Genomic DNA, 20726 nt, shown 5'->3' on the forward strand with positions numbered 1-20726 from the left:
GTTTAAGGTTGCGTTAATCGGCGTCGGCGAGAGTGCCCCGATTCGAGACAGATAGTCGTAGCGTGCAAGGAAAGCCATGGCTGCCAGCATTTTGATTGCCGATGATGATCCGGTCCAGCGCCGGCTGGTGGAGAACATGGTGCAGAAATGCGGCTACGAGGCGGTCGTGGTCGAAACCGGCGACGCCGTGATCGAGAAGCTGACCAATCCCGACGCCAGCCCGGTCGACGCCATCGTGCTCGATTTGGTGATGCCCGGCCTCGACGGCATGGGCGTGCTCTCCAAGATGCGCGAGGCGGGAATCTCGATTCCCGTGATCGTGCAGACCGCACACGGCGGCATCGACAACGTCGTCTCCGCCATGCGCGCCGGCGCGCAGGATTTCGTCGTCAAGCCGGTCGGCATCGAGCGGCTGCAGGTGTCGCTGCGCAATGCGCTCAATACCTCGGCGCTGAAGGGCGAATTGCAGCGCATCCGGCACAGCCGCGAGGGCCGGCTGACCTTCACCGACATCATCACCCGCGCCGAAGCGATGGCGCCGATCCTGCGTATCGCCGAGAAGGCCGCGGCGTCGTCCATTCCCGTGCTGATCGAAGGCGAATCAGGCGTCGGCAAGGAGCTGTTCGCCCGCGCCATCCACGGCACCAGCGAGCGCAAGACCAAGCCGTTCGTCGCCGTCAATTGCGGCGCAATCCCGGATAATCTCGTGGAGTCGATCCTGTTTGGCCACGAGAAGGGCGCATTCACCGGCGCGACCGACCGTCACACCGGCAAGTTCGTCGAAGCCCATGGCGGCACGCTGTTCCTCGACGAGGTCTCCGAGCTGCCGCTCACCGCACAGGTGAAGCTCCTGCGCGCGCTGCAGGAAGGCGCCGTCGAGGCGGTCGGCGGCCGCAAGCCGGTCAAGGTCGACGTTCGCATCATCTCGGCGACCAATCGCCGCCTGCTCGACCGCGTCAAGGAAGGCCATTTCCGCGAGGACCTGTTCTATCGGCTGCACGTGCTGCCGCTGACGATCCCTCCCTTGCGCTCCCGCCGGGAGGACATCCCGCATCTGCTGCGGCATTTCCTCGCGCGCTTCGCCGCCGAGGAGAATCGCCCGGTCTCGAGCATCGGCGGCGACGCGGTCGCCTATCTCACCAAGCTCGATTGGCCCGGCAACATCCGCCAGCTTGAAAACGCGGTGTATCGCGCCGTCGTTATGAGCGAGACCGACCAGCTCGGCGTCAACGACTTCCCGCTGATCCCAACGCATGCGCCGCCGGTCGAGCCGGCGCCGCCCTTGATGGTGGAGCGCCCCGCCCACACCGCGCTGCCGGCGATGGTGCCGGGTAGTGAAGTACCCATCGCACCCCTGCCCTCGCATGGCAGCCTGGCCATGCTGACTGCCGGCGGCGAGGTGCGACCGCTGGAGGAGATGGAGCACGAGATCATCCGCTTCGCGATCGCCCATTATCGCGGCCAGATGTCGGAGGTGGCGCGGCGTCTCAAAATCGGACGCTCGACGCTTTACCGCAAGCTCGACGAGGCCAATGGCGAGACGCCGTCGACGGAATCCCCGCCGCTCGGATGATCCGTCCATGTCCGAAAATCGCCGCAACCCTGCGCAACAACGGAACATCTGAACCGTTGCCTTGCGGTGACAGACAAAGGAAAAAACGCGTGGCACAAACGCACGATCGGTTTGGCCGGGGTTTCCCAAGAGTCAGTTTGTCGTGAGTTGTCCCGTGTGGCGCTGGCCGCAGAAGTGGGGCGTGAGTATCGTTTGGGCGTGATTCATGGCGTGCAGATTTATGGCGTGCATATCCATGGCGTGCAGGCGTGCCCCATTCTCACCAGCGGTGCTCGAGCCGGAACCGGCGGGCAGAGATCGACCTTGTTACCGACCCTGTCTCTGACGGGACAGATCATCCGAGGGATTGACGATGCGAGATTGTGTGACGACCCGTGGCGGATATGACCGCGTGCTGATGGCTGTCGCGGCGACCTTCCTCGCGGTGTCCACGACCTCCGCTCTCGCCCAGAACGATCCGCCCCGCAACAGCGCTGCAGAGCTTGCGATCGACGCCGCGATCCCGTTCCCGGAGCCGGCCAACGTGCCGCCGCCGACCGCCAGCGACTTCAAGCTCGACACGACGGCCACCGTTCCGCCCAGCCAGGCCAAGGCGCCCGAGCCGGTGAAGCCGGCCGAGACCGCCACAGCGCCCGCAGTTGATCCCGCCAAGACTGCCGCAACTCCGCCACCGGCAGCGGCCCCCGCAACGACGACGGCCCCCGCCACGGCGACGGCTCCCGTGCCGGCGAGCGAGCCGGTCAAGGCCGCGAGCAGCGTTCCCGCCGCCGACCAGCCGGTCGCCGATCGTTTGCGCGACCTGATGGCCACCAAGGCGACCAAGTATTTTGACCGCAAGGCCGAGCGCGCCGCCGTCGAAAAGTTCTACACCGGCCGCGACTATGCGCCGATCTGGACCCAGAGCGGCAGCCTCACCGCCGCCGCCAAGGGCGTGATCGCGCGCCTCAGGGACGCAGCAGCCGACGGTCTCAACCCCGCCGATTATCCGGTGCCTGACTTCGCCGCCGCGGGCTCCGCGCCGGACGCACTTGCCGAGGCCGATCTCAAGCTCACCGAGAGCATGCTCGACTATGCCCGGCAGGCGCAGAGCGGCCGCATGCACTGGTCGCAGGTGTCGGCCGACATCCAGTATCCCGAGCATCCGGTCGATCCGAACGAGGTGCTGGCGAACGTCACCGGCGCCAAGGATGCCTCCGCGGCGCTGGAGGGCTACAACCCGCCGCACAAGCTGTACAAGCTGCTGAAGGCCAAGCTCGCAGAGCTGCGCGGCGGCCATGATGGCGCACCCATCATCATCGAGGACGGCGAGCCGCTGAAATACACCCCGGCCCGCGGCAAGAACGCTCCCGAGGCCGAAGCGCAGATGTCGGACCCGCGCGTGCCGAAGCTGCGCGCCAAGCTCGGCCTCACCGAGAATGCCGACGACATCCGCTACGACGCCAAGGTCGCGGCCGCCGTGCGCAAATTCCAGGAGAGCGTCGACCTCAAGCCGACCGGCGTGCTCGACGAGCGCACCGTCAAGGCGCTCAACACGCCGAAGCGCGACAAGCAGATCGACACCATCATCGTCAACATGGAGCGCTGGCGCTGGCTGCCGCGCGAGCTCGGCGCCCCGGCGATCGGCAACGCCTATGTGATCCTGAACATTCCTGACTATACGCTCAAGGTGATGCAGCATGGCGCGCAGGTGTGGACCACCCGCGTCGTGACCGGCAAGCCCGGCCAGCATGCGACCCCGCTGCTCAGCGAGACGATGAAGTTCATCACGGTCAATCCGACCTGGAACGTGCCGCCGTCGATCATCTACAATGAATATCTGCCGGCGCTGCAGCAGGACCCGACCGTGCTCGACCGCATGGGCCTGCGGCTGGAGCGCGCCCGCGACGGCTCGATCCACATCTCGCAGCCCCCGGGCGAAGCCAACGCGCTCGGCCGCATCCGCTTCAACTTCCCGAACAAGTTCCTGGTCTATCAGCACGACACGCCGGACAAGAACCTGTTCGCACGCGAGGAGCGCGCCTTCAGCCACGGCTGCATGCGCGTGCAGTATCCCGATCAGTACGCGTCGGTGCTGCTCAACATCGCCATGCCGGGCGAGCGCTATACCCCTGAGCGCATCCGCAGCATGTACGGCTCGAGCGAGATCGATCTGAAATTCCCGACGCCGATTCCGGTCAACATCACCTACCAGACCGCCTTCGTCGACGATGCCGGCAAGCTGCAATTCCGCAAGGACGTCTATGGCCGCGACGCGACCATGATCTCGATCCTCAAGAACAGCCGCGGCAAGGATCTGGAGAACATTGTCGCCCACGCGCAGCCGAACTATTCGCGTCCAAAGGGACCGCTGCCGAACTCGGTGAATGTCAGCGACAACAGCTTCTCGTCGGGCTCCTCGGGTCCGAACTTCTTCGAACGTCTGTTCGGTGGCGGTCAGCCGACCCCGCCGGCTCCGGTCGGCCGCCCGCCGCGCCGGGTGTTCACGCGCTGATCGACCCCACGTCGGCCGCACAAAATTCAGATTTGAGATCAAAGGCCTCGCCGTTCGGCGGGGCCTTTGCTTTAGGTTAACCACAACGATCAACCACGATTCGATGGCTCTTTTTCGCCACACTCAAGAGTATATGTTAAGGGTAATTGGGGGGCGGGTCGGTCAGTATCCCTTAACCATCCCGCCTTAGGTAAGCGTTTCCTCTCTCTTCCGCCGGACGGGCCGCAAGAGGGTATTCGAGTAAACGCTCGTCGACGGGGTGGGCTGCATCTTGCTGTCTGTTTTCGCGCGCCAATCGCGTTCGCTGCCCAAAAAGGCTTGGAACGCCGTCTGCCGCACCGGCCTTGCATCGCTGCTCCTGGTGATGGGAGCTGGGACGGTCCGTGACGCCGAAGCCCTTAACGACACCCGTACGCTGACCTTCCACCACACGCATTCCGGCGAGGACCTGACGGTCACCTTCAAGCGCGAAGGCCGCTATGACGAGGACGCGCTGAAGAAGCTGAACCACTTCCTGCGCGACTGGCGCACCCAGGACGAGACGGTCATGGACCGCCGCCTGTTCGACATCCTCTGGGAAGTCTATCGCGACGTCGACGGCAAGCAGCCGATCCAGATCATCTCGTCGTACCGCTCTCCCGCCACCAACTCGATGCTGCGCCGCCGCTCGGCACATTCGGGCGTGGCCCGCCACAGCCAGCACATGCTCGGCCATGCGATGGATTTCTACATCCCTGGCGTGCCGCTGGAGCAGATCCGCTACGCCGGCCTGCGCCTGCAGCGCGGCGGCGTCGGCTTCTACCCGACCTCCGGGTCGCCCTTCGTGCACCTTGACACGGGTAACATCCGTCACTGGCCGCGCATGACGGCCGACCAGCTCGCGCGCGTCTTCCCGGACGGCAAGACCGTCCACGTTCCGACCAACGGCGTTCCGCTCAAGGGCTACGAGCTCGCCAAGGCCGAGATCGAGAAGCGCGGCTCCGGCGACGACGCCTCCTCGGGCAAGCCAAATCTGTTGGCACGCCTGTTCCGTGGCCGTCCCAGCGAGGATGATGAGGAGTCGGGCGAGAGCGAGGTCAAGGCCGATGCCAAGCCGGTCCAGGCCGCCGCGCTCACCGCCAAGATGGCCGACAAATCGTCCGACAAGGATCGCTCCGCCGACAACAAGCCGTCGACCGCCCGTGGCAAGATCGCTAATGCCCTGCAGCTCGCCTCGGCCGACGCGCAGGCCGCGCAGCCGGCGGCGAAGCCGGAGGCTAAGCCCGAGACCACCAGCGCCATCAGCGGCGCCTCTCGGGATGGCGCACCGCAGAGCGTGGCAGACATCATCAATTCGCGCGGCTTCTGGGGTGACAATCCCGCGACGCCGAAGCAGGCCACGCCCGAGCAGGTCGCCGCGATCACGGCGCGCCGGGCGCTGTCGGCGATCGATCAGCCGCAGAATGCGAGCCTGATGCAGGCCATGGCCTTCGCGCCGGCACCGTCGCCCGATCGCGCCACTGCCGCCACCACGGCGATCCCGGTCCGCAACTCGCGTTCGGCGGCGACGCGCTCCGTCACGACACCAGCGGAGGCCAGCAAGGGCAATCAGAGCCAGGACGGCCTGATCACCATCGCGACGCGGATGTCGGCCGCCAAGGGCCCCGACTCGACCTGGATGCGGGCGATCATTTTGACGCCGAGCGCGTCGTCCTCGATGTCCGTCACCAAGCTGGGCGACCCCGATCTGACGGTCATGCGCAGCTATTTCGTCAAGCCGCAGATCACCCTGGCGATGACCTTCGCGGCCGATCCAACGCCGGGGCTGAGCTATGACCAGTTCAGCGGGCCCGCGATCATCAAGCTCGAGACCAAATCCTTCACGATGCGCGCCGCAGCCCTGCGCTGACGACACCACGCTTGGCTGCCGAAACGTCAATGCCCGGCGATCGGCTCGCGGGGACATCGAACGACGTTGGCTGATGTTTGAGAATCGTGGCGCGCGGCGCGCTCAGATCATGCCGAGCGCCTGCATATAGGTCTCGAGGATGCTCTCTTCTTCCTGGCGCTCGTTCGGGTCCTGCTTGCGGAGCCGGATGATGGTGCGCAGCGCCTTGACGTCGAAGCCATTGCCCTTGCTCTCGGCATAGACGTCCTTGATGTCCTCGGAGATCGCCTTCTTCTCCTCCTCCAGCCGCTCGATGCGCTCGATGATCGACTTGAGCTGATCTACGGCGAAGCGGGTCGCGGGCGAGTCGTCGTCCTTCGCGGCGGCGGAGGTGGCCATCTGTTACTCCTGAATGGAACTCGTGTGTCCAAGGAAGGCGCCGTCAGGGCGCCGCGTGTTCGCCGCGACCCTCAAATCTGGCGTGCCCTGCGTCAAGGCGACATCGCCCTCATCCACAGAGGCGCCCACATCTTGTTGGGCCCGACGGCCGCCGGGCAACAACATCGGCCACACCGCTTGCGTTTTGCGCGCCCTCCGGACAGCCCCGCGATTCGCGCATCACGCGAGCTCGCGGCCGGCCGGGCTCAATGGCCCGGATGAACCTTCTTCATGGCCTCGATCTGCTCGGCGCTGGCCTCGCGCTGGTACTTCGCCTTCCACTCCTCATAGGGCATGCCGTAGACCGCCTCGCGGCTCTCGTCCCTGGTCAGCGGCGCTCCCTTGGCGTCGGCGGCGTCCTTGAGCCAGTTGGAGAGGCAGTTGCGGCAGAACCCCGCGAGATTCATCAGATCGATGTTCTGAACGTCGGTTCGCGTGCGCAGATGCTCGACAAGTCTGCGAAATGCAGCCGCTTCGAGCTCGGTCCGGGTGGTGCTGTCCATCGTCATCGCTTTCGTTCCCTGTTCCGCGCGGTCGCGGATGTCTGCTATAGAATGCGCCTTCGTCGCAGGTTTGGCCATATCGCAACACCGTCACGCGGCAAGACGCGCGATCGCATTCCGCTTCGCCACGAATTCGCCCTGCCGTTGACAGCCGCAGCCAAGTCGCGCGACATCGTGCATCGATTGATATAGCGTCGCGCAATGATCCCCAAAACCTCCTGCATCATGCATCGCATTCCCCGCCGCCCCGGTTTCGGACTGCTTTCGCTCCTGGGGCTGGCCGCGCTCTGTCTCTCCTCCAGCCCGGCGGCCGCCGACTTCCGCCTCTGCAACAACACGTCAAGCCGAGTCGGGATCGCCCTCGGCTACAAGGACGCGGAGGGCTGGACCACCGAGGGCTGGTGGAACGTCTCATCTCGCAGCTGCGAAACCCTGCTCAAGGGCACGCTGGTCGCGCGCTATTACTACATCTACGCGCTCGACTACGACCGCGGCGGCGAATGGTCCGGACAGGCCTTCATGTGCTCCCGCGACAAGGAGTTCACCATCAAGGGCACGGACAACTGCCTGGCCCGCGGCTTCGATCGCACCGGCTTCTTCGAGGTCGACACCGGCGACCAGCGCGCCTGGACGGTGCAACTGACCGAGGCCAACGAGCAGCCGGCGCAGCAGCGCGTACCCGGCATTCCCGGCACCCTTGGGCCCGGCAATGTGCCTGGTCTGCCCAATGGCCCTCAGGCGGCGCCGCCTGCGGGGTCAGGCCTGCCGTCCGGGCAAGCACCCAAGCCATGAGACGGCTGCGCCGCATCAAGATCCTCGCCACGCTCGGTCCCGCCTCCTCGGACAGCGCGATGATTCGCAAGCTGTTCGAGGCCGGCGCCGACATCTTCCGGATCAACATGAGCCACACCCCGCACGACAAGCTGCGGGAGATGGTGGCGACGATCCGCAGCGTCGAAGCCAGCTATGGCCGGCCGATCGGCATCCTCGTCGACCTGCAGGGACCGAAGCTGCGGCTCGGCACCTTTGCCGACGGCCCGGTCCAGCTCAACAACGGCCAGAGCTTCGTGCTCGATTCGGACAAGACACCTGGGGACGCAACCCGCGTGTACCTGCCGCATCCGGAGATCCTGGCGGCGCTGCAGCCCGGCCACGCGCTGCTGCTGGACGACGGCAAGGTGCGGCTGATCGCCGAGGAAACCTCGCCGACGCGCGCCGTGACCCGGGTGGTGATCGGCGGCAAGATGTCCGACCGCAAGGGCGTCAGCCTGCCCGACACCGACCTGCCGGTCTCGGCGATGACGCCGAAGGACCGTTCCGATCTCGAGGCGGCGCTGAACACCGGCGTCGACTGGATCGCGCTGTCCTTCGTGCAGCGCGCCGACGACGTGCTGGAGGCCAAGAAGATTATCCGCGGCCGCGCCGCTGTCATGTCCAAGATCGAGAAGCCGCAGGCGATCGACCGTCTCAACGACATTGTCGACGTCTCCGACGCGCTGATGGTGGCGCGCGGCGATCTCGGCGTCGAGCTGCCGCTGGAGCGCGTGCCGGGCCTGCAGAAGCAGATGACGCGGCTGGCGCGTCGCGCCGGCAAGCCGGTGGTGGTCGCTACCCAGATGCTGGAATCGATGATCCAGTCGCCGGTGCCGACGCGCGCCGAGGTCTCCGACGTCGCCACCGCGGTCTATGAGGGCGCGGACGCGATCATGCTGTCGGCGGAATCGGCGGCCGGCAAGTTTCCGGTCGAGGCGGTGTCGACCATGAACCGCATCGGCGAGGAGGTCGAGCGCGACATCGTCTATCGCTCGGTGATCGCGGCCCAGCGGCCCGAGCCGGAATCGACCGCCGGCGACGCCATCGCCGAAGCCGCCCGCCGCATCGCCGAGAATCTCGATCTGCCGGCGATCATCTGCTGGACCTCATCCGGCTCGACCGCGGTCCGCGTCGCGCGCGAGCGGCCGAAGCCGCCGGTGGTTGCGATCACGCCGAACCTCGCGACCGGCCGCCGCCTGGCTGTGGTGTGGGGCGTGCATTGCGTGGTGGCCGAGGACGCCCGCGACCAGGACGACATGGTCGAGCGCGCCGGCTCGATTGCGTTCCGCGACGGCTTCGTCCGCGCCGGCCAGCGCGTCATCGTCGTCGCCGGCGTCCCGCTCGGCACCCCCGGCACGACGAACATGGTGCGCATCGCCTATGTCGGGCCGTCCAACGAGGCCCATCTCTGAGCTGATCAGTCGGCGCTGCTCGCCGGCTTCAGGCCTGCCGTCGAAGCCGCGGGCGGCACGGCCGAGATGACCGGACAGGCCATGATGTCGGTGCCGTCGGCGCCCGGAATGCGCGCGCAGCGCCGCGAGCCGTCGATCTTCAGGTCGTAGTCGGCGAGCACGTCCAGGCGCGGCGGGTTGTCGGCCGGGCTCTCCGCATAATACAGCGCCCACACGCCGCCCGGCAGCGGAGATGCGAGACCGCTCCGCACCCGGCGATCGAGCACGCCGCCCGGCACCAGCGGGACGACCAGCTCTGACAGCTGATAGACGCGCGAGCCTTGCGGCAGGAACGATGTGACATAGCCGAGCGGCTTCTGCAGCAGCAGGAACGTCGCCGGCTGCCGCAAGGCTTCGGCGAGCTGCGGCCGGTACGGATCCGACCACGGACGCCGCATCCAGTCGGTGGGCTGAGAGGCAAGCGCAATCGCGAGCGCGACACCAACGATCACCGCCGGCTTGCTGCGCAAAGAACTCTGCATCGCCGTAGGCTCGCGCCAGGCGCCGATCAGACGCAGGAGCAGCAGCACGATCAGCGGTGCCGCTAACAGCTCGAGCGGCATCAGGTAGCGCTGGATCGAGAACGCCAGCATCCACATGATATAGCTGATCCAGAAGAACATGATCAGGCGCCGGTCCCGCAGCGGCAGCACCTCGCGGCGCTGCCACAGGCCGGTGAGGATCAACGCGATCAGCAGCACGATGACGACAGCAAAGCGCGGATCGCGGAACGGCCATTCCGACGACGGATGTTTGCCGACCACCCAATAGAACGGATAAGCGAGCGCGTCGGCGAGGCTGTGCGGCATGAAGCGGGTGTCGACGATCGACACCAGCGGCGCCTCCGGCGAGCGGAAGATCGTGTTGTAGAACGGATAGAGCGGGCTGCCGAAGTCGCGCAGCATCTTCAGCGCCCACGGCCCGGCCGTCACGATGCCGCCGACGGCACTGGCGGCGCCGAACGTGAACACGGCGCGCAATGGTCTCGCCATCAGCAGCAGCGACACGGCGGCGGCGATCAGGAAGGTGGCGTTGGTCAGCTTCAATCCGGTCGCGGCCCCGAACATCAGGCCCGCGGTCAGCAGATGCGTCGGCCGAGCGTCGTTGTCCTCGCTGCTGAACAGCAGCGCGAGGCCGGCGAGGATCGGCAGCGTCGTGAGAATGTCCGCGAAGCTGGTGCCGACCTCGGACAACGCCATCGGACTGAGAGCGGCGATGAGCAGCGCTGCTATCAGCGCGGCCGCATCGGCCGCGCGCCCGAGCAGCACGCGCGTCAGCCAGAACACCACGGCGAGGTTCAGCCCATGCAGCGCGCCGAGCGCCATGCCCCACCACGGCGCGCCTAACCCGTGCCGGACCGCATAGGGCAGCAGATAGATCAGCGGATTGAGGAAGCTCTGAAAGCCGCCCGGCGCGACGTCGACATCGAAGCGGCCATGCACCAGCGCGAAGCCGGCATAGTCGTGATAGTTCTGCCAATCCCAGTTGATGTCCTCGCCAGCGACATAGGCGTAGACAGCGCCCGCGATGGCCGATCCGGCGATCACGAGCGGCGTCGCCGGATGTGGGCGTGCACTGGACATCAGATGCGCAAAGGCCTGGATCTGAGAACCGCGGCGGCCGTCCCGGCGCCACGCCCGACCATGGCGGCGAGGCATGAATCCTTGCTTAAGCGGAAGCTCGCGCCGGCCCGGCCTAGGCCCCGACCAGGCTCTTCACCGGCAGCACCGCCTGCACGACCAGGCCGCGCGCGCGGGCATCCATCACGCCGACCGCGCGCAGTGCCAGCAGGGTGACGGCCTGAACCGTGTCGCGCAGCTTGGCGGGATCATCGAGCGTGTCGGTCGCCAGCGGCCCGACCAGAGCCTCGTGCAGCGCGCCGAGCAGCGCGGTCGCGGCGAGCTGGGTGTCCTGCGCCGGCAGATGGCCGGCCCGCACGGCGGCGTCGATCCGGGAGGCGATCTCGCCGACGATCTCGCGGCGGCTGGCGATGCGCGAGGCGGTCACATCGACGTCGACGGGCTCGGCCAGGATACCCCAGGCGAGCTTGCGCTGGGACAGGACGTGGACGGCGACCGTCGAGACGGCGGCGGCGAGCGCCGAGGACGGACCGGGCGCCGCATCGGCGGCGCGGCGAACCGCGGCCAGCTCATCGCGCGACACCTCGGCGATCAGCTCGGAGATCAGGTCGGCCTTGGAGGGAAAATAGCGGTAAACAGTTCCGGCGGCGACTTTGGCCCGGACCGCGACCGGAGCGATCTGGACGGCTGACATGCCGCCTTCCGCGGCGGCTTCGCGCGCGGCAGCCAGAATCGCGCTGCGGCGGGCCGCCAGCCGTTTCACGACCTGATGGGTTCGCCGATAGACCATGGCGCTTCTCGTCCCGGACGCGCCCGTCCAGGAAGCCCGGCGAACGCTAGTTCAGTGTTTTTGGAGGATCAACCTCGCAAATAGCTGAAAGAACTGAACACCTGTTCAGGAAAAAAGACAAGCGCAATCATGTGGCTTGGCTGGCACTTGGCGCGTCAGGCTGTGGCGAGCCCCGTCTCCAGGCGCACCGGCTGCCGCCGCCACCACGATCCAGCACGGGCCAGCACCAATCCGCCAACCGTCAGATTGGCCGCGAGGCCGAGGGGAATGCCCGTCAGCATGAAGGTGATCTGAAGCGCTGCGGCCAGGCCGAGCGCAGGCAGCTCGTAGCGGCGGAACCCATCATGGAGGCCGAGCCGGACGAGCCAGGCCACCGCAATCGCCTGCACCATCATGTCGTACATGAAAAGATAGGGCGTGGTCAGCAGCAGCCCGACCGCGAGCGCCGCCGCCTTCAGGGAATAGCGCACCGGACTGCGCCACAGCGTCACGAGGACCACCGCGACCGCCGCAGTGAGCACCCATTGGAAGGTCCAGCCGAGCGCCTCGGAGCCACCGAAATAACGGACCAGCGAGAACAGGCTCTGGAGCTTCCACCAGGTCGCCTTGCCCTCGGTGAGGAAGGCCTGCGAGAACATCGGCAGCCAATGCAGGAAGGCCTGCCAGCTTTCCAGGCCGAAGGCGATCCACGACGCGAGCGCCAGCACGACCGCGGTGATGCTGGCCGCAGCGAATGCCGTCCAGCGCTGGGTGGCGATCAGGAGGATCGGAAACAGCAGCCCATATTGCGGCTTGTAGGTCAGAAACCCCAGGCAGATGCCGGCCAGCACGGGCCGCACCGGCAGCCAGTACAGCGTACCGCCGACGAGCGCGGCCGTCAGACAGCCGTTCTGCCCGACCAGCGTATTCGAGAACAGCGCCGGGAAGCCGGCGGCGAGCACCAGGCCGAAGCCGCGGCCGACGATCGCGCGCATCGCCAGCGCGAACGGGATGAAGCTCGCATAGGCCCAGCCGGCGAAGGCGGCCATATAGGGGAACTGGGCGAGGAACGCCGCGACGAACAGGAAAGGCGGCGGATAGTGCCAGGCGAAATAGCCCGGGAAGTCCTGCTTCAGCAGCTCGAGCTCGACCTGCCGCTGCACGTCCCAGTCCCAGGCCAGCGCCGGATGGCCCTGCAGCGCGAGCTTGCCCGCGGCCCAGACATTGACGAAGTCGGTGGGAATGCCGAGGCCGTCGGCGCCCCAGATCCAGATGCCCGACAACAACCCTGCGGGAAAGAACGCCGCGTTGATGCAGGCGAGCGCGAAGCACACCGCGAACAGGCTCGCCGGAACGCCAGGGCGCTCCAAGAGGCGATGCGAAAGGCGCTGCGATGGGATCGCGGCGGCAACAGGATTGTCGGCCATCTGAACCTCGCCCGCGCCGGCACGGGCGCAACTCCAGTGAAGGCATAGGCCGGGAGACTTGAAGAAGGCTTAAGCGCAACCGTGCTGGCCGCGCGCGGCGAACCGCACCGAATGTTTACACGCAATCTGTAGCACTGGGCTTCGATGCAACTGGCGACCGGTCCGCAGGAGTCCTCATGCCTCTTCGTCTCATTCTTCTCGCTCTCCTTCTGATTCTGCCCGCAGCGAGCGGCGCGCAGGACAAGGGCGTCGTGCGCGTCACCTCCGACGTCTCCTATGAGTATCTGGCGCGCTGGGACGTCGAGCGGCTGAACAAGATCCTGACCGTCGACACGCCGAAATTCGCCGGCGTCACAGTCACCTATTCGCCGGCCGTCAACGCCGTGCGGCTGTATCGCGTCAGCTACGCGTCCGTGGTCCCCGAGCGCGGCAACAAGCCGATCCGCGCCACCGGCCTGCTCGCGGTGCCCGAAATCGGCGAGACCAGCCTGCCGCTGGTGTCCTATCAGCATGGCACCGTGTACGGAAAACAGGAGGTGCCGTCATTCCCGGAGCAGTCGCCGGAGACGCAGCTGATGATCGCGCAGTTCGCCGGACAGGGCCAGCTGCTGATCGGCGCCGACTATTTCGGCATGGGTCTCTCGACCGAGCCGGAAGGCTACATGGTCAAGGCCAGCCATCAGCAGGCGACCTACGACATGCTGCTCGCGAGCCGCGCCGTGCTCAACGACATGCATCTCACCGCGACCAGACTGTCGATCGCCGGCTGGTCGCAGGGCGGCTTCGTCACCATGGCGTTTCTCGAGAAGCTCGAAAGCGCCGGCGAGACGGTCGCGGCGGCTGCGACGGCCAGCGCGCCCGTCGACGTGTTCGTGGCGCTCAATGGCTTCCTGAGCTTCCCGCGCAAGAACGACGCCGCCTGGGTCAATTCGCTGTTCATCCTCTCGGCGTTCGCCTTCGAGAACTATTACGGCGTGCCGGGCCTCGCCCGCTCGGTCATCAGCGACAGCTATTATGAGGTCGCGCGCAAGGCCTATACGCGCGAGCCGTTCAACGTCGCCGACGTTCCGACCGACCTGCACAAGCTGCTCAAGCCGGATTATTTCGACGCGCAGTTTTTCGCGACATCGATCTACGGCCGCCTGGTCGCGCAGACGCAGGCGTATCGCTGGATCATCAAGAGCCCGGTGCGCAACTATTACGGCGAGAGCGACGAGGCGATCTCGACGGGGCTCGGCCGATTGGCGATGACCTATCAGCAGGCGATCGGCGCCGGCAACACCAAGGTCAAGGCGGTCTCGACCGGGCCGACCAGCCATCGCGGCACCTTCGCCACCGCCGTCCCGCAGTGGAAGACGTGGTTCGACAAGCCGTGAGGCGCTGCCCTATCGGCGAGACAGCCGCGCTCAGAAGGCGCGGCTGTAGCCGACCTGAAGGCCGTAGGTCAGTTTGTTCTGGCTTGCGGCATTGGCGCTGATCATCGCCGCCGATCCCGGCGCGAGCTCGTAGCGCAGACCGGCGCTGCCCTCGACCCAGCTCCGGCTGAGGCGCGGGCCGAGCCCGGACATTCCGCAGAACGCCGTGAGCGGCGACGCGCCGTTGCAGTCGGCCGCCAGCAGCGAACCCCGCACGACAGGCGTATCGCTGCGCAGGTTGCTGGCCCAGGCGAGGCTGCCGAACGCCGTGATCCGCTCGGTCATCGCGCCGCGCAACTGGGTGCCGACGCGCAAGGTGGTCGCCGCGGCGTTGAACGCGGAGATGGAGGCCGGGAACGGGCCGCCGCTCTCGACGAAGCCGCCGACGCGGGCATTGGCGTAGGACAGTTGCGCGTACGGCGTGACCGTGGCCTTGACGGCGGGGACCGCAAAAGCCCAGCCGATCCGCGCCATCGCGCCGGCTGAGCTGGCATGGGTGGCGCCTTGCGAGCCGATCAAGGTCGTCCCGTTGAGATAGCCGCGGGTCAGCGTCAGCTCGGGATAGAGCGACGCCACCGCCATCGCCAGGAACTGCAAGCCGGTGTCCGGGCGATGCGCGACATAGGCGCCGAACGTCGCGCCCGGCGCGTCGAAGCGGCCGCCATAGGCGAGGCCATTGCGCAGCCCGGAGACGCCCACGCTGAAGCCGATCGACGTCGCTGGCGCAAGCGTGCGGGCGAGGCCGAACGTGCCCGACAGCTCGGTGCCGCTGGTGCCGTAGCTGGAGTTGCCGGCGACGAGCCCATAGGCGAAGCCGCACCATTGCGACACCTCGCCGCCCCCCGTCCTGGCACAGCGATAGTAGTCCGCAGCCATCGCGAGCGCGCCCATCGCGCCGTCCGTGGCGGTCACGCCCTGGTTGGCGATGATGCCCAGGCTCCCGAGCGAGCCCTGCTGCTCCAGCACGCTGGTGATGCTGCCGGAGGTCGGCGCCGCGGTCGAGGCGACCCGGTCGAGCTTGATCAGGAACAGGTCCTGCGTGCTGCCGGGATCGTTGCGCGTGCCGGTGCCTAGGATCAGGACGTGCGACGACGAGCTGGTCGTGGAGACCGCGATGCCGGTCGCATCGGTCAGCGTGACGTTGCTGGTCGCAACGCCGAGGCTCGCCAGGATCGAAGCCAGCGTCGCGCCCGAGGACGACTGGCCGTCGGCGGAGACGGACCAGTAGACGGCCTGCGAGCACGAGCCGCTGCTGCTCGCCGTGCAGGCATATTCGACGCGGCCGACCACATTGTTGCCGGACTCATCGACGGCATTGGCGACCGCGCCGATGCGGCCGAGATTGTCTGGATCCGTCGGCACCACGGTCGCGAGCTGCAGGGTGGAATGCGTGGCCCAATTGTCGGTCGAGCTCCAGCGCGCCGCCTCGAAACTCGACGCGGAATTGCCGAGCCAGCCCACCGCGACGCTCGCAGTGGCGACGCCGCTTGTCCCCGCGTTCAGCGCCCGCGCCTCGCCATAAGCGTAGGTGGTCGAACTGTTGTTCAGCGGCGTCATGCCGAGCTGGGTCATGCTGCCGGAGGCGAGCGTCCAGACGAACGGCTTCGGCTGCCAGATCGTAGCGTAGTCGCCGAAGGCGCTGGTGTCCGACAGCAGCAGGCCCGAGCCGCGCGCGAGGTTGACGTCATTGGTGAAGGCATCGGGCGGGAACAGGCCGTACCAGCCGACGACGGTGCCGTTGTCGGCCACCGCCTTGCCCGAGCTTGCGGGCGAGTTGACCGGATCCGGGGTGGCGCCGAGCAGTTGCACCGAATTGCTCGTGAGATTCCAGATCGCCGCCTGCATCGTGCTCGTGCCGGTCACGATGCGATGCGGCCAGGCCGTAGCGAATTGCAATGTGCCGCTCCAGCCCGTGGCGTAGCCGGCATTCGGACTGATGCCATAGGCCGCGCCATCGGTGTCGGCGCCGTGCAGCGGCAACTGCGTCGGCGTGACGCCGGCGAAGGCGCCGGCCGTCGTGGCCTGCCAGATGTAGGGGTAGATGTCGTAATAGGGCTGGGTGGCGTCGGCGCCAAGCACGACGCCGACGACGGTCTTGCCGGCGGCATCCACCGATGTCGCTGCGCCGCTGACGAAATTGCTGAGCCGCGCGGTCGGCAAAGCGAGCTCGGTCACTCCACCGGAGTCGAGCCCGCCAACGGTGGTGTTGGGAGCCCACACGATCGGCACCTCGACCGCGTTGACTGTGATGTAGGGCGTCTCGCAAATCTTGCCGGCGCTGCCGACGCCGAGGCCCGTCCCGCTCATGGCAGCGCCATGGACGTAACGGCCACCACAGGCGCTGCCGCCAGTCGAATAGGTTGCCTCGCCGAAATAGCTCGAGGTGAATGGCCCTGGCGCGGCCGTATCGAACACACCCTGCGCCGCCGCCTCACCAGCGCCAAACGCGGTCAAAACAACGAGCGACACACCAGAAAACACGCCCCCATACGAGCGCGCGCCACGCAAAATCATCATCATCCGAATACCCAACCCTTGAGCATTCGTTAACAACGACAATGGGTTGCAGACAACGAAAAGCCCGGCTGCGAACCGGGCCTGTCGTCTCAATCTCTTGATGTTCCATGTCGGGACCCGCTGTCCCGACCTCAGGCGCTCATCACGCCTGCGGCTGCGGCTCCAGGCCGGGATCCGGATCGGGCCGCGGCCGCGGCTTGCCGGCCGGCGGCACGGCCGAGGCGCGCGGCGTCGACGGCTCGATCGCCGACTCCCGGTTCGGCTTCTTGCCCTTGAGCAGGTCGAGGATCTCCTCGCCGGTCAGCGTCTCGTATTCGAGCAGTGCCTGGGCGATGGTTTCCCAGTCCTCGCGCTTCTCGGTGATGATGCGGCGCGCCTCCTGCTCGCCGGCCTCGATGAGGCCGCGGATTTCCGAGTCGATCAGGCGGGCGGTGTCGTCCGAGATGTTGGTCGAGCGCGCCACCGAATGACCCAGGAACACCTCCTGCTCATTGCTCTGGTAGCGGACGCGGCCGAGCTTGTCGGACATGCCCCATTCCATCACCATCGCACGGGCGAGGTTGGTGGCCTGCTGGATGTCGCCGGTGGCGCCGTTGGTGACCTTCTCGGCACCGAACTTCTGCACCTCGGCCTCGCGGCCGCCGAACATCATCGCCAGCTTGGAGACGCACCATTCGCGGGTGTGCGAGTGACGGTCGGCTTCGGGAAGCGACTGCACCATGCCGAGCGCGCGGCCGCGCGGAATGATCGTCGCCTTATGGATCGGGTCGTGGCTCGGGACGTTGAGGCCGACGATCGCATGGCCCGCCTCGTGATAGGCGGTCAGCATCTTCTCTTCCTCGGTCATGACCATCGAGCGGCGCTCGGCGCCCATCAGCACCTTGTCCTTGGCCTCCTCGAACTCGGCCTGGGTGACCATCCGCTTGTTGCGGCGGGCAGCGGTCAGGGCGGCCTCGTTGACCAGGTTCATCAGGTCGGCGCCGGAAAATCCGGGGGTGCCGCGGGCGATGGTCTTGAGGTTGACGTCCGGCGCCAGCGGCACCTTGCGGACGTGAACCTTCAGGATCTGCTCGCGGCCAATGATGTCGGGGTTGGACACAACGACCTGGCGGTCGAAGCGGCCGGGACGCATCAGGGCCGGATCGAGCACGTCGGGACGGTTGGTGGCGGCGATCAGGATCACGCCCTCATTGGCCTCGAAGCCGTCCATCTCGACCAGCAGCTGGTTGAGGGTCTGCTCGCGCTCGTCATTGCCGCCGCCGAGACCGGCGCCACGATGGCGACCGACGGCGTCGATTTCGTCGATGAAGATGATGCAGGGCGCGTTCTTCTTGGCCTGCTCGAACATGTCACGGACACGGCTGGCGCCGACGCCGACGAACATCTCGACGAAGTCAGAACCCGAGATCGTGAAGAACGGCACGTTGGCTTCGCCGGCGACGGCACGCGCGATCAGCGTCTTGCCGGTGCCGGGAGGGCCGACCAGCAGCACGCCGCGCGGAATGCGGCCGCCGAGGCGCTGGAATTTGCCGGGGTCGCGCAGGAATTCGACGATCTCCTGCAGGTCCTGCTTGGCCTCGTCGACGCCGGCAACGTCCTCGAAGGTGACGCGGCCATGCGCCTCGGTCAGCATCTTGGCGCGCGACTTGCCGAAGCCCATCGCCTTGCCGGCGCCGCCCTGCATCTGCCGCGACAGGAAGATCCACACGCCGATCAGCGCGATGAAGGGCAGCCAGGAGACGAGCAGCGACACGAACCACGGCACGTTGTCGCCGGGCGGCTTGGCCGTGATCGAGACCTTGGCGTCGTACAGGCGCTTCACGAGGTTCGGATCGCTCGGCGCGTAGGTCTGGAAGGAGGAGCCGTTCTTGAATGTGCCGTGGATCTCGGGGCCCTGGATCACGACGTCGCGGACATTGCCCTGATCGACCTCGGTCAGCAGCTGCGAGAACGTGATGTCTTGGGACGACGCGCGTTGCCCGGGATTTTGGAAGAGCGTGAACAGTGCCAACAGCAATAGGACAATAATGACCCAAAGGGCGAAATTGCGCAGATTGGCGTTCATCGATTTTCCTTCGTGGTCGCGCGGATCGCGGCCGTCTGTCCTCGGACTCATCCCTGGGTAGCCACGAGGGAATCCCCCGGTCGACCGTCTCGTAATCTAGGTACCACTCGCCGCAATGCCAAGGGAACCAGACAGGACTATTTAACGCATCCTAGCCCGATTCCCGCTTAAAAAAAGGCGCGGGAAAAGCGCCGCCGACGCAGGTGGTTAAGGGTCCGCGAAGGATGCCTCCGCCTCAACTCCGACGCGGCCGCCGTGGCGGCGCCGGGGTGATGCGGATGGCCTCGCGCGTCATGCTTACCAGCGCACCAGCCAGGGTTTGTTTTAGCCTGCCGGGAGCAGACGTACCACCATCTACGATCCCCGCAAGAGTCCGGTCCAGGCGATCGAGCAGCGCTTCGGCCTTGCCGAGTTCCACCGGTCCTTCGGTTCCGACCTGGTTGATGGCGCGCATCAACAGCCGGAGCCTGATTTCCCCGGGGAGTGCGACAAAGGCGCGCGCCTTGAAGGTCACCTCGTGATCCGACCGCGCCGGGCCTTCCCCGCCGGCGCACAGCGCGAGATAGTTTTCGGCGCCATCCGCCATCAGCTCGATGGCCGCATTGGCCCGCGCCAGGCGGCGGGCGAGCATCGCCAGCGTCCGCGCATCGCCGCCTTCGGCGGCCAGTGCCGGCATCAGCGCGCGCAGCCGCGGCCGCGTATATGCCGGATCGCGATTGGTGGGATCGTCGGCAAAGGGAATGTCGGCAGAACGCAGCGTGGCGACGAGGCGGGCCTTTGATAGCTCGAGCAGCGGGCGCGCCAGCAGCAGCCCTTCGCGCGCGCTGACCGGAGCCATCGCCGCCAGCCCGACGATGCCGCTGCCGCGCAGCAGCCGCATCAGCACGGTCTCGGCCTGGTCGTCGCGGGTGTGAGCGGTGAGAACGTGGCTGGCGCCGGCCTGCCGCGCGGCACGCGCCAGCAGGCGGTATCTGGCCAGACGCGCCGCTTCGGGAATCCCGGTTGCCGGCTTCGCATCGGTCCAGCGCACAGTCCGGTGCGGGACATCGAGCTGGCGCGCGATGTGCTTGACCATCTGCGCTTCGCGGCGGGCCTCGGATCGCAGCCCATGATCGAGCGTGATCGCAACGAGCCGCGGCCCATTCGACCGCCCGCGGCGCCAGCGTGCCGCCAGCCAGAGCAGCGCCATCGAATCGGGGCCGCCGGACACGGCAAGCACCAGCGCGGGCGCCGCGGCGAACGGCGCGAACAGCTGTTCCGCTTCGACGGCGGTGATCGGACGGCCGTCGTCTGGTGCGTTATCCTGCGCGGTCTTGTTGGCTGCCATGACGGCGCAGATTAATCGTCAGACGCCGCAACACCAAACGCGAGCCTTTCGCCCGCGGCCGACGTCGCCCCGCATCAGCACTTCACGCGCTTCTGCTCCTTGTCGACGGTGGCCTTCACGCCGGCCGAGGCGCGCGGATATTTGCGCGTCACCTCACCGAACGCGGCGCACGCCGCCTCCTTCTCCTTCAAGGCAGCCAGCGACTGGCCGAGGCGCAGCAGCGCGTCAGCCGCCTTCGACGATTTGTCGTGCTTGGTCGTGACCGTCAGGAAGATCTCGGCGGCGTCGCGATATTGCTGCCGCTGATACAGGCTCTCTCCGAGCCAGTATCGCGCGTCGCCGATCATCGGGTCGTTCGGATATTTCTGGGTGAAGTTGCGCATCGTCTGCTCGGCCAGCGCATAGTCGCGGCGCTGCATGTAGCCGATGCCGAGATCGTATTCGTCGCGCGGCGTCTGCCGCGGCGGCGCGGTGTCGAGTCCGCCGGCGC

General features: G+C 67.0%; 15 protein-coding genes. 6 read left to right on the forward strand and 9 right to left on the reverse strand.

Annotation, left to right across the window (positions count from 1 at the left end; translation table 11 throughout):
• The first annotated feature begins 76 nt into the window (after positions 1–76).
• The 3 genes from BRAO375_RS14695 (at position 77) to BRAO375_RS14705 (ending at position 5952) form a co-directional block, all read left to right on the forward strand.
• Positions 77–1573, forward strand: coding sequence for a sigma-54-dependent transcriptional regulator (locus BRAO375_RS14695; RefSeq protein WP_009028260.1), 1497 nt, complete (start codon positions 77–79; stop codon positions 1571–1573).
• Between the two features lie 352 nt (positions 1574–1925).
• Positions 1926–4064, forward strand: coding sequence for a L,D-transpeptidase scaffold domain-containing protein (locus BRAO375_RS14700; protein ID WP_035640352.1), 2139 nt, complete (start codon positions 1926–1928; stop codon positions 4062–4064).
• A 271-nt stretch (positions 4065–4335) separates the two neighbouring features.
• Complete coding sequence (locus tag BRAO375_RS14705) at positions 4336–5952, forward strand: peptidoglycan L,D-endopeptidase MepK (protein WP_035640369.1); 1617 nt, start codon at positions 4336–4338, stop codon at positions 5950–5952.
• Positions 5953–6054: 102 nt separating this feature from the next.
• Here the strand turns inward: BRAO375_RS14705 and BRAO375_RS14710 are convergent, their stop codons facing one another.
• Together BRAO375_RS14710 and BRAO375_RS14715 are read right to left on the reverse strand one after the other, a co-directional pair.
• Entirely contained in the window at positions 6055–6330 is a 276-nt protein-coding gene (locus BRAO375_RS14710) for a DUF2312 domain-containing protein (RefSeq protein WP_008961835.1), read from the reverse strand.
• Positions 6331–6575: 245 nt separating this feature from the next.
• Positions 6576–6878, reverse strand: a complete 303-nt coding sequence (locus BRAO375_RS14715) for a DUF1244 domain-containing protein (protein ID WP_035640355.1) — start codon at positions 6876–6878, stop codon at positions 6576–6578.
• A 195-nt stretch (positions 6879–7073) separates the two neighbouring features.
• On the opposite strand from BRAO375_RS14715, the gene BRAO375_RS14720 reads away from it, so the two are divergent.
• Both BRAO375_RS14720 and pyk read left to right on the forward strand, forming a co-directional pair.
• Positions 7074–7664 carry a DUF1036 domain-containing protein gene (locus tag BRAO375_RS14720; RefSeq protein ID WP_035640358.1) on the forward strand — a complete coding sequence of 197 codons (591 nt, stop codon included), beginning with the start codon at positions 7074–7076 and terminating at the stop codon, positions 7662–7664.
• The gene (pyk, locus tag BRAO375_RS14725) at positions 7661–9097 is read left to right on the forward strand and encodes a pyruvate kinase (RefSeq protein ID WP_009028265.1); all 1437 of its coding nucleotides are present in this window, start codon (positions 7661–7663) and stop codon (positions 9095–9097) included. The genes BRAO375_RS14720 and pyk overlap by 4 nt, the downstream gene beginning before the upstream one ends.
• Positions 9098–9102: 5 nt before the next feature.
• Here the strand turns inward: pyk and BRAO375_RS14730 are convergent, their stop codons facing one another.
• From BRAO375_RS14730 to BRAO375_RS14740, 3 genes are all read right to left on the reverse strand, one after another.
• Positions 9103–10719: a glycosyltransferase family 87 protein gene (locus BRAO375_RS14730; RefSeq protein WP_052536092.1), complete on the reverse strand. Its 1617-nt coding sequence runs from the start codon at positions 10717–10719 to the stop codon at positions 9103–9105.
• A gap of 112 nt (positions 10720–10831) precedes the next feature.
• Positions 10832–11506: a TetR/AcrR family transcriptional regulator gene (locus tag BRAO375_RS14735; RefSeq protein ID WP_009028267.1), complete on the reverse strand. Its 675-nt coding sequence runs from the start codon at positions 11504–11506 to the stop codon at positions 10832–10834.
• A gap of 155 nt (positions 11507–11661) precedes the next feature.
• Complete coding sequence (locus BRAO375_RS14740; protein ID WP_009028268.1) at positions 11662–12912, reverse strand: glycosyltransferase family 87 protein; 1251 nt, start codon at positions 12910–12912, stop codon at positions 11662–11664.
• Positions 12913–13088: 176 nt separating this feature from the next.
• Here BRAO375_RS14740 and BRAO375_RS14745 point away from each other — a divergent pair, with 176 nt between their 5' ends.
• The gene (locus BRAO375_RS14745; RefSeq protein WP_009028269.1) at positions 13089–14288 is read left to right on the forward strand and encodes an acetylxylan esterase; all 1200 of its coding nucleotides are present in this window, start codon (positions 13089–13091) and stop codon (positions 14286–14288) included.
• A 30-nt stretch (positions 14289–14318) separates the two neighbouring features.
• On the opposite strand, the gene BRAO375_RS14750 is transcribed toward BRAO375_RS14745, so the two are convergent.
• The 4 genes from BRAO375_RS14750 to ybgF form a co-directional block, all read right to left on the reverse strand.
• Positions 14319–16847, reverse strand: a complete 2529-nt coding sequence (locus BRAO375_RS14750) for an autotransporter outer membrane beta-barrel domain-containing protein (protein ID WP_009028270.1) — start codon at positions 16845–16847, stop codon at positions 14319–14321.
• A gap of 139 nt (positions 16848–16986) precedes the next feature.
• On the reverse strand, positions 16987–18909 hold the full coding sequence (ftsH, locus tag BRAO375_RS14755; RefSeq protein ID WP_009028271.1) for an ATP-dependent zinc metalloprotease FtsH: 1923 nt from the start codon (positions 18907–18909) through the stop codon (positions 16987–16989).
• A gap of 235 nt (positions 18910–19144) precedes the next feature.
• Positions 19145–20236, reverse strand: a complete 1092-nt coding sequence (tilS, locus tag BRAO375_RS14760) for a tRNA lysidine(34) synthetase TilS (RefSeq protein WP_009028272.1) — start codon at positions 20234–20236, stop codon at positions 19145–19147.
• 74 nt (positions 20237–20310) lie between these two features.
• Positions 20311–20726 (reverse strand): tol-pal system protein YbgF (ybgF, locus tag BRAO375_RS14765; protein WP_035640361.1); only part of this gene is annotated, 416 nt, incomplete at its 5' end.

The organism is Bradyrhizobium sp. ORS 375 (assembly GCF_000239775.1).
Lineage (GTDB): Bacteria > Pseudomonadota > Alphaproteobacteria > Rhizobiales > Xanthobacteraceae > Bradyrhizobium.

Bases quoted from the DNA above. Each gene is read 5' to 3' on its own strand.
- BRAO375_RS14695 (WP_009028260.1), top strand. From the start codon at position 77: ATGGCTGCCAGCATTTTGATTGCCGATGATGATCCGGTCCAGCGCCGG.
- BRAO375_RS14715 (WP_035640355.1), bottom strand. From the start codon at position 6,878: ATGACGATGGACAGCACCACCCGGACCGAGCTCGAAGCGGCTGCATTT.
- tilS (WP_009028272.1), bottom strand. From the start codon at position 20,236: ATGGCAGCCAACAAGACCGCGCAGGATAACGCACCAGACGACGGCCGT.
- ftsH (WP_009028271.1), bottom strand. From the start codon at position 18,909: ATGAACGCCAATCTGCGCAATTTCGCCCTTTGGGTCATTATTGTCCTA.
- BRAO375_RS14710 (WP_008961835.1), bottom strand. From the start codon at position 6,330: ATGGCCACCTCCGCCGCCGCGAAGGACGACGACTCGCCCGCGACCCGC.
- BRAO375_RS14730 (WP_052536092.1), bottom strand. From the start codon at position 10,719: ATGTCCAGTGCACGCCCACATCCGGCGACGCCGCTCGTGATCGCCGGA.
- BRAO375_RS14750 (WP_009028270.1), bottom strand. From the start codon at position 16,847: ATGATGATGATTTTGCGTGGCGCGCGCTCGTATGGGGGCGTGTTTTCT.
- BRAO375_RS14720 (WP_035640358.1), top strand. From the start codon at position 7,074: ATGATCCCCAAAACCTCCTGCATCATGCATCGCATTCCCCGCCGCCCC.
- BRAO375_RS14735 (WP_009028267.1), bottom strand. From the start codon at position 11,506: ATGGTCTATCGGCGAACCCATCAGGTCGTGAAACGGCTGGCGGCCCGC.
- pyk (WP_009028265.1), top strand. From the start codon at position 7,661: ATGAGACGGCTGCGCCGCATCAAGATCCTCGCCACGCTCGGTCCCGCC.
- BRAO375_RS14740 (WP_009028268.1), bottom strand. From the start codon at position 12,912: ATGGCCGACAATCCTGTTGCCGCCGCGATCCCATCGCAGCGCCTTTCG.
- BRAO375_RS14745 (WP_009028269.1), top strand. From the start codon at position 13,089: ATGCCTCTTCGTCTCATTCTTCTCGCTCTCCTTCTGATTCTGCCCGCA.
- BRAO375_RS14700 (WP_035640352.1), top strand. From the start codon at position 1,926: ATGCGAGATTGTGTGACGACCCGTGGCGGATATGACCGCGTGCTGATG.